At 68.5% G+C, this 13,572-nt stretch carries 14 protein-coding genes; 12 read left to right on the top strand and 2 right to left on the bottom strand.

The genetic code is table 11. The features are described from left to right. The 10 genes from AP428_RS28440 to AP428_RS28395 form a co-directional block, all read left to right on the top strand. The coding region (locus tag AP428_RS28440; RefSeq protein WP_054928430.1) for a porin at positions 1-933 on the top strand (933 nt) is incomplete at its 5' end. A 218-nt stretch (positions 934-1,151) separates the two neighbouring features. After that, complete coding sequence (locus tag AP428_RS28435; protein WP_011548992.1) at positions 1,152-1,412, top strand: DUF2866 domain-containing protein; 261 nt, start codon at positions 1,152-1,154, stop codon at positions 1,410-1,412. 123 nt (positions 1,413-1,535) lie between these two features. Beyond that, positions 1,536-1,919, top strand: coding sequence for a DUF6232 family protein (locus tag AP428_RS28430; RefSeq protein WP_054928429.1), 384 nt, complete (start codon positions 1,536-1,538; stop codon positions 1,917-1,919). A gap of 189 nt (positions 1,920-2,108) precedes the next feature. Next, positions 2,109-2,336 carry a hypothetical protein gene (locus AP428_RS28425; RefSeq protein ID WP_006480384.1) on the top strand — a complete coding sequence of 76 codons (228 nt, stop codon included), beginning with the start codon at positions 2,109-2,111 and terminating at the stop codon, positions 2,334-2,336. 227 nt (positions 2,337-2,563) lie between these two features. Then, positions 2,564-4,831, top strand: a complete 2,268-nt coding sequence (locus tag AP428_RS28420; RefSeq protein WP_011548990.1) for a TonB-dependent hemoglobin/transferrin/lactoferrin family receptor — start codon at positions 2,564-2,566, stop codon at positions 4,829-4,831. A gap of 49 nt (positions 4,832-4,880) precedes the next feature. Then, entirely contained in the window at positions 4,881-5,972 is a 1,092-nt protein-coding gene (locus AP428_RS28415; RefSeq protein ID WP_011548989.1) for a hemin-degrading factor, read from the top strand. Further along, positions 5,969-6,886, top strand: a complete 918-nt coding sequence (locus AP428_RS28410; RefSeq protein ID WP_011548988.1) for a hemin ABC transporter substrate-binding protein — start codon at positions 5,969-5,971, stop codon at positions 6,884-6,886. The genes AP428_RS28415 and AP428_RS28410 overlap by 4 nt, the downstream gene beginning before the upstream one ends. 15 nt (positions 6,887-6,901) lie before the next feature. Next, complete coding sequence (locus tag AP428_RS28405) at positions 6,902-7,990, top strand: iron ABC transporter permease (RefSeq protein ID WP_011548987.1); 1,089 nt, start codon at positions 6,902-6,904, stop codon at positions 7,988-7,990. Between the two features lie 19 nt (positions 7,991-8,009). Next, positions 8,010-8,840 (top strand): heme ABC transporter ATP-binding protein, encoded by an 831-nt coding sequence (locus tag AP428_RS28400; protein WP_011548986.1) that lies wholly within the window; start codon positions 8,010-8,012, stop codon positions 8,838-8,840. A gap of 105 nt (positions 8,841-8,945) precedes the next feature. After that, a complete protein-coding gene (locus tag AP428_RS28395; RefSeq protein ID WP_027805877.1) occupies positions 8,946-9,335 on the top strand; it encodes a VOC family protein in 390 nt (129 codons plus the stop codon). 31 nt (positions 9,336-9,366) lie between these two features. Here the strand turns inward: AP428_RS28395 and AP428_RS28390 are convergent, their stop codons facing one another. Both AP428_RS28390 and AP428_RS28385 read right to left on the bottom strand, forming a co-directional pair. After that, positions 9,367-9,978: a trimeric intracellular cation channel family protein gene (locus AP428_RS28390; protein ID WP_011548984.1), complete on the bottom strand. Its 612-nt coding sequence runs from the start codon at positions 9,976-9,978 to the stop codon at positions 9,367-9,369. An 8-nt stretch (positions 9,979-9,986) separates the two neighbouring features. After that, on the bottom strand, positions 9,987-12,116 hold the full coding sequence (locus tag AP428_RS28385) for a penicillin-binding protein 1A (RefSeq protein ID WP_011548983.1): 2,130 nt from the start codon (positions 12,114-12,116) through the stop codon (positions 9,987-9,989). A 229-nt stretch (positions 12,117-12,345) separates the two neighbouring features. Here AP428_RS28385 and AP428_RS28380 point away from each other — a divergent pair, with 229 nt between their 5' ends. Together AP428_RS28380 and AP428_RS28375 are read left to right on the top strand one after the other, a co-directional pair. Then, on the top strand, positions 12,346-13,140 hold the full coding sequence (locus tag AP428_RS28380) for an aminoglycoside phosphotransferase family protein (RefSeq protein WP_063827318.1): 795 nt from the start codon (positions 12,346-12,348) through the stop codon (positions 13,138-13,140). A 148-nt stretch (positions 13,141-13,288) separates the two neighbouring features. Continuing rightward, complete coding sequence (locus tag AP428_RS28375) at positions 13,289-13,555, top strand: hypothetical protein (protein WP_077199992.1); 267 nt, start codon at positions 13,289-13,291, stop codon at positions 13,553-13,555. The last annotated feature ends 17 nt before the right edge of the window (positions 13,556-13,572 follow it).

Raw genomic sequence — 13,572 nt, 5'->3', positions numbered from 1 at the left:
AAGGCGATCTTCGTGCTCGAAAACGGCTTCAACAGCGGCAACGGCACGATCGGCCAGGGTGGCGCGATCTTCGGTCGCCAGGCCTACGTCGGCCTGAGCCAGTCGCAATACGGCACGGTCACGTTCGGCCGCCAGTACTCGTTCTCGACCGACATCCTCGGTTCGAACTACTCGACGGGCGGCAACACGGTCGCGGGTAACTACGCGTACCACGTGAACGACATCGACCAGCTCACGTCGAGCCGCATCAACAACGCCGTGAAGTTCCAGAGCGCGAACTACTCGGGCTTCACGTTCGGCGCGTTGTACGGCTTCTCGAACTCGACCGACTTCGCAGGCGCACCGGCCACGACGACGGGCACGACGACGACCGCGGGCTCGTCGCGCGCATACAGCTTCGGCCTGAACTACGCGAACGGCCCGGTCTCGGTCGGCGCGGCGTACACGGACATCCGTTACCCGAGCCAGTCGACGCCCGGCTTCTCGACGACGATCGCGAACCTGAGCACCGGCAACGTCCGCGACCTGCGCACGTACGGCGTGGGTGGCCGCTACGTCTGGGGCCCGGCAACGGCATGGCTGCTGTGGACGCGTACGCAGTTCTCGACCGTGTCGGGCGCGGGCGGCACGTTCTACAACGCGTATGAAGCAGGCGCGAAGTACGCCTTCACGCCGGCACTGTCGGGCGGCCTCGGCTACACGTACACGAACGCGACGCAGAACGGCAACTCGTGGCACTGGAACCAGGTCAACGGTATCGCCGACTACGCACTCAGCAAGCGTACGGACGTGTACGGTCTGGTCGTGTACCAGCAGGCTTCGGGCAAGGGCGTGCAAGCGCAGATCGGTTCGAGCACGAGCTACTTCAATACGTCGGGTACGGGTTCGAAGAACCAGATCGCCGCACGTATCGGTATCCGCCACAAGTTCTAAAGCATCCGCTTAACTGTCCGCGTCACGCGCGGATCACGACGGCAAGAAGCGCCCCGCTCCACGCGGGGCGCTTTTTTATAGGCTTTTAAGTTTCGCTTAATTCTGGGCTGAGAGGATGCTCTCACCCCCCCTGTTGGCCGCCTGAGCATCGGCGGCTTTTTTTTTAAACGCCGACGGCGCCGCCATCGATTGCCCACAAGACAGGATCGGAGGCCATGATGATCGAAGATACCGTTTTCAGCCATCTGCACGCGATTCTGACGTGCCAACACTCGCTGCCGGTCCAGAGCTGCCGCGTCTCGGTTGAAATGCAGCGCCCCTGGGGCCGCCCGTATCGCCTCGTCGAATGGACGATGCATCTCGACGCCCCCGCGCGGCGCCAGATCGTGCCGGCCGAATCGACCGACGAAGAGATCGCCGAGGTCGTCGCGTCGCACGTGCCCGGCCGGCTCTACGGCGACGGCCGACTGCAGTTCTGAACGCATTTTCGCTCCCCCGCTTCCCGTCTGTCGGCCACGCCGCACGCATCGTGCGGCAGTCGGTCTCGTTTGACGCGGCAACGAAACCTGCTACGCTGCGCGTTTTCGTCCACGCAACACACGATGGAAAACGCATTCAACGAACGTGGCGTCATGGTCACGCGCAACGGCCTGTCGGCCGCCGGGCAGGTATTCTCGCTGCGTGACATCCGCCACGTCGACGTCGTCAAGATTCCGACGAACCGTCTCGTGCCGTCGCTGATCTCGCTGATCGGCGCGGCCATCGCCGTCGCCGGCGGCATCGGCGCATCGAGCGCCGCGCTGGTGGTCGGCGTGATGCTCGTCGTCGTCGGCTATCTCGCGTGGGCCACGCAGGACATCACGTACCGGCTGATGGTCGAGATGCCCGACGGCAAGCGCGAAGCGCTGTCGAGCGTCGACGCCGAATTCGTCGAACGCGTCGCGCAAATCGTGCGCGATGCGCAGTCCGCCACCGCGGCCGGCTGATTTTCCTTCGCATGCGGCCCGCGCCGGTTCGCGCGGGCCGCACATACTCGCGGCGAATATCGGCTCGCGCGGCGTGCGCGTCGCATCGCATACCGCCCGCCGCCCCGCACGCACCTCGCCTCCACGGCGGACGCCGACCGCCTAGTATGGAAGGAGCGGCTCCCCGCCGCATCGTCCGAGGAGGCCAGCATGAACGCTCAATCGCTGTCCGGCATGCTTCGCGCGCAGGAACTGCTGATCGTGTCGATGATCCGTGCGCTTCCCCCCGACACGCGCCGTGCGCTCGTCGAGCTCTACACCGAACAGATCGCGTTCGCCGAACAGGCCGGGATCGAGAGCCATGGCGATCGCGCCACGCACGACGCGTTCATCGCGCATGCGCGCAACCTGCTGATCCGCATCGAAGCGCTGGCCTGAGTTTCTCGAAGACCTTCCCCACGGCTCGCCCGAGCCGCGCCGGCGAGTGCTCACTCGCACGAGCCGTTTTGCGTCCTTGAATTGATAATGATTCTCATTTACACTGGTAAAGTTGTCAGTTGCCTTTCAAATCGCCGTTTGCCGCTTGCCGCGCGCAAACGGGCCAGCCAGGTGAACGCGTCACCCAGCCAGCCTTCGGGCTTGTTATCGTCAATGGGAGACCACCTGTGCATTGCTATACGCTGGCGCGGCGGCCGATCTGTGCCGCGCTGTTCGGCGCGTTCGGCCTGTCCGCCGCCCCGGCTCACGCCGATTCGTCGCCGCAAGGCGCCCCCCCGCCTTCCGCCGTCCTGACCGCCGCATCCGCGCGCGGCGAGGCGGCGCTGCTCGATCCCGTCACCGTCACGGCCACCCGCACCGCCACCGCGGCGAGCCGCACGGCGGCGTCCGTGTCGGTGATCACCGACGAGGATCTCGAAGAGCAACAGGCCACCAATATCAAGGACGCGCTGCGCTACGAGCCGGGCATCACGGTGCGCCGCACCGCGTACCGGCCCGGCAGCGCCGCGCTCGGCGGCGGCCGCGACGGCGATTCGAGCATCAACATCCGCGGCCTCGAAGGCAATCGCGTGCTGCTGATGGAAGACGGCATCCGCCTGCCGAACGCGTTCTCGTTCGGTCCGCTCGAAGCGGGCCGCGGCGACTACGCCGATCTCGACACGCTCAAGCGCATCGAGATCCTGCGCGGGCCGGCGTCGGCGCTGTACGGCAGCGACGGCCTGACCGGCGCGGTGAACTTCATCACGAAGGACCCGCGCGACCTGCTGTCGATCTACCACAAGCCTTACTACTTCTCGTTCCGGCCGAGCTACGACTCGACCGACCGCAGCATCGGCGCGACCGTATCGGCCGCGGGCGGCAACGATCGCATCCAGGGGATGATCATCGCCGACGGCCGGCGCGGCCACGAGGTCGACACGCGCGGCGACAACAATTCGGCGAGCACGCTGCGCACGACGTCGAATCCGCAGGACGTGTATTCGGAATCGCTGCTCGGCAAGCTCGTGCTGACGCCCACCACACGCGACACGATCAAGTTCACCGCCGAAACGGTGCAGCGGCGCGTGAGCACCGACGTGCTGTCGGCGATCAATGCGCCGGCCACGCTCGGCCTCACGACCCACGACCGGCTCGAGCGCAACCGCTTCAGCGTCGACTACGACTTTCGCGACGACGCGTTCCGCTGGTTCCAGACCGCGCACGTGCAGTTCTACTACCAGGACGCGAAGCAGGACCAGTACGCGTTCGAGACGCGCGGCAGGCTACCCTCGCGTTCGCGCGACAACCAGTACAAGGAACGCACGTTCGGCGGCGCCGCGTTCGCCGAAAGCGGCTTTTCGACCGGCCCGCTCGCGCACAAGCTGTTGTACGGCGTCGACGGCAGCCTGTCGCGCGTGACGAACCTGCGCGACGGCACGGTGCCGGGCGTCGGCGAAGCGTTCCCGAACAAGGCGTTTCCCGACACCGACTACACGCTGTTCGGCGCGTTCGTGCAGGACCAGATCGGCTACGGCCGCCTGCTCGTCACGCCGGGCCTGCGCTTCGACACGTACCGGCTGAGCCCGACCGAAAACGATCCGCTGTTCACCGGCAAGGCCGTGTCGACGAGCGCCAACGAGCTGTCGCCGCGCGTCGCCGTGCTCTACGAAATCACTCCAGCGGTCATTCCGTACGTGCAGTACGCGCACGGCTTCCGCGCGCCGACGCCCGACCAGGTGAACAGCAGCTTCTCGAACCCGGTGTACGGCTACACGTCGATCGGCAATCCGAACCTGAAGCCCGAAACCAGCGACACGTTCGAAGCCGGCCTGCGCGGCAAGGCCGGCACCGGCTACGGCGTCGTGCGCTACAGCGCGGCCGCCTTCACCGGCCGCTACCGCAACTTCATCTCGCGTACGACGCTCGCCGGCAGCGGCCGGCCGGTCGACCCGTTCGTGTTCCAGTACGTGAACTTCGCCGACGCGCGCATCCACGGCCTCGAAGGCCGCGCCGAATGGGTGATGCCGAACGGCATCACGCTGAAGACGGCGATGGCGTTCACGAAGGGCTCGACGCAGAACGACGGCGCGGCGAGCCAGCCGCTCAATACCGTGAACCCGTTCTCGGCCGTGTTCGGCGTGCGGTACGAGCCGACCGAACGCTGGTTCGTGCAGACCGACCTGCTGTTCCAGGCCGCCAAACGCGACAAGGACGTCGACAAGTCCGACTGTTCGAACAAGGCGTGCTTCACGCCGCCGTCGTCGTTCGTCGTCGACCTGCGCGGCGGCTATCGCTTCAACAAGCACGTGAGCGCGACGATCGGCATTCGCAACCTGTTCGACCGCAAGTACTGGAACTGGTCGGACGTGCGCGGCATCGCGGCCGATTCGCAGGTGCTCGACGCATATTCGTCGCCCGGCCGCACGGTCGCCGTCAGCATGAAAGTGGATTTCTGATGCGCGTTGCCCGCGCGCCCACCCCAACCGTTACTCGAAGGAGTCCGACATGATGCAATCCGCCCTTCCCGGTCAATCCGCCACGCCGGCCCGCGCGGCCGCCGCGCTGCGCGACGCGTTCATCAAGCTCAAGACCGAGCGCCAGTTGCGCAACCGCGACGTCGCGCAGGCGCTCGGCGTCAGCGAAGGCGAGGCGCTCGCCGCGTTCGTCGGCGAGCACGTCGTGCGGCTCGACGCGCGCTTTCCGGCGATGTTCGAGGAAATGCCGCGCCTCGGCCGCGTGATGGCGCTGACGCGCAACGACACGGCCGTCCACGAAAAGGATGGCGAGTACGCGCAGATGAGCCACGACGGCCCGATCGGCCTCGCGCTCGGCGACATCGACCTGCGCATCTTCTATCGTCACTGGGTGTCGGCGTTCGCGGTGCGCGACGAGACCGCGCACGGCCCGCTGAAGAGCCTGCAGTTCTTCGATGCGCAGGGTCACGCGATCCACAAGGTCTACCTGCGCGCGCACAGCGATCATGCCGCGTACGACGCGTTCGTCGAACGCTGGCGCGCGCCGTCGCAGGAGCCGGGCCTCGAGGTCGTGCCCGCCGCCCCGAAAACGCCGGAGCGCGCCGACACCGAAATCGACGTCGCGGGCTTTCGCGCCGCATGGGACGCGATGACCGACACGCACCAGTTCTTCGGCATCACGCAGCGCTTCGGCGTGAGCCGCATGCAGGCGCTGCGCCTCGCCGATCCGCACTACGCGTATCCGGTCGAAACCGCGCATGCGTTGCGCCACGTGCTCGAACAGGCGGCGAAGAGCGGCCAGCCGATCATGGTGTTCGTCGGCAACGCGGGGATGATCCAGATCCATACGGGCCCCGTCGCGAACGTGCGCGAGGTCGGCGCATGGATCAACGTGCTCGATCCGGGCTTCAACCTGCATGTGCGCGAAGACCTGATCGCCGCCGCCTGGGTCGTGAAGAAGCCGACGAGCGACGGCATCGTCACGTCGCTCGAACTGTTCGACCGGCAGGGCGACCATGTCGCGCTGCTGTTCGGCGAGCGCAAGCCCGGCAAGGTCGAGCGCGACGACTGGCGCGCGCTCGTCGCGACGCTGCCGACGGCTGCACGCGGGGCCGCGCGATGAGCGCTCGCCCATTCGATCCGCGCCGCCGGTCGCTGCTGGGCGGCGCGGCAGCCAGCGCGCTCGCGGGCGCGCTGCCCGGCGGCGTGCTCGCCCAGGTCGCGGCGGCCGCCCCGAAGCGCGTGATCGTGATCGGCGGCGCGCTGGCGGAAACCGCGTTCGCGCTCGGCGGCGCCGAGACGCCGCGTTACCGGCTCGTCGGCGCCGACACGACCTGCACGTATCCCGACGCCGCGAAGCGCCTGCCGAAGGTCGGCTACCAGCGCGCGCTGTCGGCCGAAGGGCTGCTGTCGCTGCGGCCCGATCTCGTGCTCGCATCGGCGGAAGCCGGCCCGCCAACGGCGATCGCGCAGGTGAAGGGCGCCGGCGTCACGGTGACGACGTTCGACGAGCGTCACGACGTCGAATCGGTGCGCGCGAAGATCACCGGCGTCGCACAGGCGCTCGACGTGCGCGACGCCGGCACCGTGCTGCTGCAGCGTTTCGATCGCGACTGGCAGGCCGCGCGCGACGCGGTCGCCGCGCGCGTGCCCGGCGGCGCGCAGCCGCCGCGCGTGCTGTTCGTGCTGAACCATACCGGCACCCAGGCGCTCGTCGCCGGCCAGCGCACGGCCGCCGACGCGATGATCCGCTACGCGGGCGCGCGCAACGCGATGCAGGGCTTCGATCACTACAAGCCGCTGACGACCGAGGCGCTCGCGGCGGCCGCGCCCGACGTCGTGCTGATCTCCGACGAAGGGCTGGCGGCCGTCGGCGGTCACGCCGCGCTGCTCGCGACGCCCGGCTTCGGCGCGACGCCGGCCGGCCGCGCGCGGCGCGTCGTGTCGCTCGACGCGCTGTTCCTGCTCGGCTTCGGCCCGCGCCTGCCGCTCGCCGTCACGACCCTGCATCGACGCCTGTCGGATGCGCTCGCCTGACTCCGGATCGACTCGATGCCCGCTCACGCTCCACCCTTCAACGCGCCGTCGCCGGCCTCACGCTCCGGCGCCGCGCGCCTCGGCACGTCGCGCCGCTTCGCGCCGTTCGTCCTGGCCGCGCTCACCGTTCTGGTGGGCGCGATGTCCGTCGTCGCGCTGTGCGTCGGCGCATACCGCATTCCGCTGGCGGAAGCCTGGGCCGCGCTAAGCGGCGACGCGGCCGCGCAGCAGGCGCGCGCGGTGCTGCTCGACATCCGCGCGCCGCGCGTCGTGCTCGCGCTGCTGGTCGGCGGCGGCTTTGGCGCGACCGGCGCCGCGATGCAGGCGCTGTTCCGCAACCCGCTCGCCGATCCGGGGCTCGTCGGCGTGTCGAGCGGCGCCGCGCTCGGCGCGACCACGCTGATCGTGCTCGGCCCCGCGCTCTTCGCCGCCCATGCGAGCGAGGCCGCGTTGCCGGTCGCCGCGTTCGCCGGCGGCCTCGCGGTCGCGGCGCTCGTCTACCGGCTCGCCGCGTCGCGCGGCCGGCTCGCGCTGCCGCTGCTGCTGCTCGCCGGCATCGCGATCAATGCGCTGGTCGGCGCGGCGATCGGGCTGCTCACGTTCGTCGCCGACGACGCGCAGTTGCGCTCGCTGACCTTCTGGAGCCTGGGCAGCCTCGGCGGCGCGCAATGGTCGACGCTGGCGGCCGTCGCGCCGTGCGTGGCGCTCGGCTGCGTGCTGCTCGCGCGCGAACGCGATGCACTGAACGCGCTGCAGCTCGGCGAAACCGAAGCGCTGCATCTCGGCGTGCCCGTGCAGCAACTGAAACGGCGCGTGCTCGTCGCGGTCGCGCTCGCGGTCGGCGCGCTCGTGTCGTGCGCGGGCATCATCGGCTTCATCGGGCTCGTCGCGCCGCATTGCGTGCGCCTCGCGTGCGGCCCCGACCAGCGCATCGTGCTGCCCGGCGCCGCATTGCTCGGCGCGTTGCTGACGCTCGCGGCCGATCTTGCCGCGCGAACCGTGGCCGCGCCCGCCGACATTCCGCTCGGCGTGCTGACCGCGCTGCTCGGCGCGCCGTTCTTCCTCGCGCTGCTGTGGAAGAACCGCGGCGCGCTCGGCGGATGATCCCTTCTTCACGACGACCATGTTGACTGCCCACCACCTCGACGTCGCCCGCCGGCACGACACGATCCTGCGCGACCTGTCGCTGTCGATCGAGCCCGGCCGCGTGACCGCGCTGCTCGGCCGCAACGGCGCGGGCAAGAGCACGCTGCTGAAAACCTTCGCCGGCGAACTGACCGGCAGCGTCGCGCCGCACGGCGTGCGCGTGACGGGCGACGTCACGCTGAATGGCGAACCGCTCGCGCGCATCGACGCACCGCGGCTGGCGTGCCTGCGCGCGGTGCTGCCGCAGGCCGCGCAGCCGGCGTTCCCGTTCAGCGTCGACGAAATCGTGCTGCTCGGCCGCTACCCGCATGCGCGGCGCAGCGGCGCCCGCCACGTCATTGCGCATCGCGATCGCGACATCGCGTGGCGTGCGCTCGAACGGGCGGGCGCCGATGCGCTCGTCGGTCGCGACGTCACGACGCTGTCGGGCGGTGAGCTCGCGCGCGTGCAGTTCGCCCGCGTCCTCGCGCAGCTGTGGCCGGACCATGACGCGACGGAATCCGGCCCGCGCTACCTGCTGCTCGACGAGCCGACCGCCGCGCTCGATCTTGCGCACCAGCACCGGCTGCTCGATACCGTGCGCGCCGTCGCGCGCGAATGGCAGCTCGGCGTGCTCGCGATCGTCCATGATCCGAACCTCGCCGCGCGGCATGCGGATACGATCGCGATGCTCGCCGACGGCACGATCGTCGCGCATGGCGCGCCGCGCGACGTGATGACGCCGGCCCATATCGCGCAGTGCTATGGCTTCGCGGTGAAGATGGTGGAAACCGGCGACGGGACGCCGCCGGTGATGGTGCCCGCGTAGCGCGGGTGTGTATCGCATGATCATTGCGTCGATCGATGCCGTGCGCTACCTTGGACGGCGGCGTTCTCTCCAGGTCTGTCGTATCGCCCCTTCGAGGAAATCCCCGTGCCGCTTCCGATGACCCGCATCATCCTGTACGTCCGCGACGTCGCGCTGCTGAAGGCGTTCTACCAACGGCATTTCGCGCTGCCCGTCGTTGAGGAAATCGACGGCGAATGGGCCGTGCTCGACGCGGGTGCGATCGAGCTCGCGCTGCATCGGGCCGGCCCGGCCTTCCGTCATGCAGCCGCATCCTCAAGCACGAACGCGAGCGCGGCCACCAGCAACGTGAAACTCGTATTCACGATCGACGCCGATATCGACACGTATCGCGACCGACTCGCCCGCGACGGCGTGACCGTGCGCGATCTGAAGCGCTACGACGGCTTTCCGTACCGGATGGTCGACGGCATCGATCCGGAAGGGAACGTCTTTCAGGTGATGCAGCCGGACTGAATGCCGGCGCGGCAAGCCCAGGCGCGAGCGCTCAATGCTCGACGTCCGCCGCGCCGAAGCTCCGCATCTTCCAGCCGAGTCGCACGGCGAGCATCCGCATCGAGAAGCCGGCCGCCAGCGCGACGAGCGTCGCGAACCCCGCGTCGATGCCGAGATACTGCATCCCGACATACAGCGCGCCGGTGACGAACGCGACGCTCGCATACAACTCCTCGCGCAGGATCAGCGGCATCTCGTTGCAGAGTAAATCGCGCAGCATCCCGCCGCACACGCCCGTGATCGCGCCGGCCAGCACGACGATGATCGGCGCCGTACCGGTCGACGCGCCGATGTCGCAGCCGATGATCGTGAACGCCGCGAGGCCGATCGCATCGACGGTGACGAACAGCGTCTTCATCCGCGCGACGTGTCGTGCCGCCCACGACGCGACGGTCGCCGCGACCAGCGTGATCACCAGGTATTCGGGATGCGCGATCCAGCCGAGCGGATAGTGGCCGAGCAGCACGTCGCGCACTGTTCCGCCGCCGAGCGCCGTCACCGCGCCGACGAGCGCGAGCCCGAAGCGGTCCATTCCGCGGCGCATGCCCATCAGCGCGCCCGACATCGCTTCCGCGACGATCGCAATCAGATAGAGCGTATGCATGGCGCGCGTCAGTCGTCGGTCCGGAACAGGTCGAGCACGCGTTCGCGCTCGGCCGCGTCGACGGCGGCGGGCATCGGTTCATCGCGCTTGCCGTTATCGCCAGGCGCATCCGGCGCATCGCTGGCTGCCGCGCCGCCGCACGCGAAGCGGCTGCGGATATACGCCGGCACGTCGGCCGTGCAGGTGCCGCGCGTGTATTCGGCGTAGACGAAATCGCCGTCCACCAGCGCGACGTCCTGCGGCGGCGTCGCCGCGACCGGCGTGCGCCCGTCGACGGCCGTCTTCATGTAGTCGAGCCAGACCGGTAGCGCGAGCGTCGCGCCGGTCGCGCGCCCCATCGGGCGCGGCGTGTCGTAGCCGAGCCACGCAACCGCGACGATGCCCGACGAATAGCCGGCGAACCATACGTCCTTCGATCCGTTCGACGTGCCCGTCTTGCCGGCCGCGTCGTCACGCCTGAGCGCGAGCGCGCCGCGTGCAGTACCGGCCCGTACGACGTCGCGCAGCATGCTGTCCATCACGAACGCATTGCGCGCCGATACGACCCGCTCGCCCGCCGGCACGGTCGCCTCGTACATCGCGCCGCCGTGACGCTGCTTCACTGACAGGATCAGGCGCGGCTCCATCCGCGTCCCGCCGTTCGCGAACACGCTGTACGCGCTCGCGAGTTCGAGCGGCGTCACGGCGCCCGCGCCGAGCGCGAGCGGCAGCGACGCCGGATTGCGCTGCGCGTCGAAGCCGAAATGCACCGCGTGCTGCTGCACGTAGCGCGCGTCGGTGGCCTGCATCAGGCTGACCGCGACCAGGTTCTTCGAGCGCACGAGCCCGCGCCGCACCGGGATGAAGCCTTCGTAGCGATTGCCGAAATTGCGCGGACGCCACGGCCGCGCGCCGGTTTCCGCGTGCGTGAGTGTGCGCTGCGTATCGTCGACGAGCACGCCGGGGAAGTAGCCCTTCTCCAGCGCCGCGGAATAGACGAACGGCTTGAAGCTCGACCCCGGCTGGCGATACGCCTGCAGCGCATGGTCGAACACGTTGCGATCGAAATCCGCGCCGCCGACCAGCGCGAGCATGTCGCCGGTGGCCGCATCGAGCGACACGAGTGCGCCTTCGAGACCGTTGCGCATATCGCGCTTCGCGCGGGACTGGCGGCTCAGCGTACGGTCGAGTGCGGCTTCGGCCGCGCGCTGGTCGCGCATCGAGATCGTCGTCGTCACGTCGAGGCCGAGCGTGTACGCGTCGTCATGAAACCGTTCGACCATCATCCGGCGCGCCCGCTCGGCGACGTACGGCGCCGCGACGATGCCGGGCGGCGGCGTGGTCGCCAATGCGATCGGCGCGTCGACGGCCGCGCGATACGTCGCCTCGTCGAGCTGGCCAAGCGCATGCATCCGGCCGAGCACGTAGTTGCGCCGCGCGGTCGCGCGCGCCGGGTTGACGACCGGATTGAATGCGGACGGCGCCTTCGGCAGCCCGGCGAGCACGGCCGCCTCGCCCGCGCTCAGCGCGTCGAGCGGCTTGCCGAAGTACACGTGCGCGGCGGCCGCGAAGCCGTAGGCGCGCTCGCCGAGATAGATCTCGTTCATGTACAGCTCGAGCAGCTTGTCCTTGCTGTATTCGCGCTCGAGCTTGGCGGCCATCAGGATCTCGGCGAGCTTGCGGCTCAGCACCTTGTCGCGCGTCAGGTAGAAGTTGCGCGCGACCTGCATCGTGATCGTGCTGCCTCCCTGCCCCGGCTGGCCCGTCACGACGTTCGCGAACGTCGCGCGCGCAAGGCCACCGATGTCGACCGGGCCGTGTTCGTAGAACTTCGCGTCCTCGGCCGCGAGCAGCGCATGCCGCATCAGCGGCGGGATGCGTTCGAGCGGCACGAACTCGCGCCGCTCGACGCCGTATTCGGCCAGCAGGTCACCATCGCGCGAGAAAATCCGCAGCGGCAAAGCGGGACGATAGACGGCCAGGTGTTCGACGGACGGCAACTGCGTCCAGATGCGATCGATCGTCCATGCGCCGATGCCCGCGCACGCGAGCGTCAGGCCGAGCAGCGCGCCCGCGAGCGTGCGCCAGATGCGACGGCGGCGCGGCGGTGTGGATGGCGGCGCGGGCGGCGGCGACGGGTTGGCGGTGGGATCGGTCATGTCGGGCTCCTTCTTCAGTGCCGCGACGGCCGGCGCGCGAGCGGCGCCGATCGGTCACGAAAGGCGCGCATTGTCGAAGGGATGGCGCGAAACCGGAACATTCTTTAGCCAAAGTTTGGCTGGCTAAATTTTATTTAGGAAAGCGCTTTAGGTCCTGCTTGGACCGGGTATGCGGGTCGGCGGCATGTCGTTGCGGGCGCGCGAGCCGGTTCGCTTGTACCATCGTCGGATGTTCGATCGATATCTTGACTTGTGGGGTCTCGTTCCCGACGGCGGCCCGATCCTGACCGCGAGCGGCGGCCTGCTGCCGGTCGTCTGGCACGCGCGGCCGGCGATGCTGAAAGTCGCCACGTGCGACGAAGAACGCCGCGGCAATGCGCTGATGGCCTGGTGGAACGGGCAAGGCGCCGCGCAGGTGTGGCAGCACGACGGCGACGCGATCCTGCTCGAACGCGCGCAGCCGGCGCCGTCGCTGGCTGCGTTGTCGGCTGCGGGCCACGACGACGATACGATGCGTATCGCCTGCGACGTCGTCGCGCGGCTGCACGCGCATCGTGCGCCGCTGGTGCCTCCGGTCGTGCCGCTGCACGACTGGTTCTACGCGCTGCTGTCGAACGATGTCGACAACGATGCGCTGCGCCGCTCGGCGGCGATCGCTCGTCAGTTGCTGGCTGGGCCGTCCGTCGACGAAGTCGTGCTGCACGGCGACATCCATCACGACAACATTCTTCATTTCGGCGATCGCGGCTGGCGCGCGATCGACCCGAAAGGGCTGCGCGGCGAGCGCGCGTTCGATTACGCGAACCTGTTCTGCAATCCTGCGCATGACATCGCGGTCGATCCCGTGCGATTCGAGCGACGCGTTGTGCTCGTGGCTGACGCCGCGGGACTCGATCGGCGCCGGCTGCTGCAGTGGATTCTCGCGTGGTCGGGACTGTCGGCCGTGTGGTTGATGGAAGACGAGTTGCCGGCCGATACGCGGCTGGCGGTTGCGATGCTTGCGGCGGGGGCGCTCGGGTTGTAACGATACGCATCGCCAATGAAAACAGGTCCGTCGCAGGTTTCTGGGGAACGCTGCGAAGACCACCGGTATTCGGCCTGTTTTAGGCACTCGACCATAAGGGCTAGATCGCCGACAATCTTCAGTACCCGCTTGCCTTTGGTCAATATCAATGAAAGTTTCGAGAGATTTCGGAATCGTTGTCCGGCGGGCTGCGCTAGCAGCCAAGAATGTCGAGCTATCCACGGTCATGGTCGAATTCAATTTTCGGGAATCTTTTGACGAATCCGATAGCCTCATATCGCTTGGCCCGTTCTTTGGAAGCGATGCGGCCGATGAGTGCACGAAGTCATTGGAGCGGCTTGGGCTGACATACATCGACGACTTTTTTGTCTTCGAGCAGTTTGTGCCCGACTGGTGTTCGTTCGAAGTATTTTGACGTGAGCGCCGATATCG

Source organism: Burkholderia sp. E168m22, from assembly GCF_001319805.1.
GTDB lineage: Bacteria > Pseudomonadota > Gammaproteobacteria > Burkholderiales > Burkholderiaceae > Burkholderia > Burkholderia orbicola.
Note: the sequence above shows the minus strand (reverse complement) of the source record. Positions and strands in the feature narration are given on the sequence as shown.

Bases quoted from the DNA above. Each gene is read 5' to 3' on its own strand.
- AP428_RS28390 (WP_011548984.1), bottom strand. From the start codon at position 9,978: ATGCATACGCTCTATCTGATTGCGATCGTCGCGGAAGCGATGTCGGGC.
- AP428_RS28415 (WP_011548989.1), top strand. From the start codon at position 4,881: ATGATGCAATCCGCCCTTCCCGGTCAATCCGCCACGCCGGCCCGCGCG.
- AP428_RS28380 (WP_063827318.1), top strand. From the start codon at position 12,346: ATGTTCGATCGATATCTTGACTTGTGGGGTCTCGTTCCCGACGGCGGC.
- AP428_RS28425 (WP_006480384.1), top strand. From the start codon at position 2,109: ATGAACGCTCAATCGCTGTCCGGCATGCTTCGCGCGCAGGAACTGCTG.
- AP428_RS28405 (WP_011548987.1), top strand. From the start codon at position 6,902: ATGCCCGCTCACGCTCCACCCTTCAACGCGCCGTCGCCGGCCTCACGC.
- AP428_RS28385 (WP_011548983.1), bottom strand. From the start codon at position 12,116: ATGACCGATCCCACCGCCAACCCGTCGCCGCCGCCCGCGCCGCCATCC.
- AP428_RS28430 (WP_054928429.1), top strand. From the start codon at position 1,536: ATGGAAAACGCATTCAACGAACGTGGCGTCATGGTCACGCGCAACGGC.
- AP428_RS28400 (WP_011548986.1), top strand. From the start codon at position 8,010: ATGTTGACTGCCCACCACCTCGACGTCGCCCGCCGGCACGACACGATC.
- AP428_RS28435 (WP_011548992.1), top strand. From the start codon at position 1,152: ATGATCGAAGATACCGTTTTCAGCCATCTGCACGCGATTCTGACGTGC.
- AP428_RS28410 (WP_011548988.1), top strand. From the start codon at position 5,969: ATGAGCGCTCGCCCATTCGATCCGCGCCGCCGGTCGCTGCTGGGCGGC.
- AP428_RS28375 (WP_077199992.1), top strand. From the start codon at position 13,289: ATGAAAGTTTCGAGAGATTTCGGAATCGTTGTCCGGCGGGCTGCGCTA.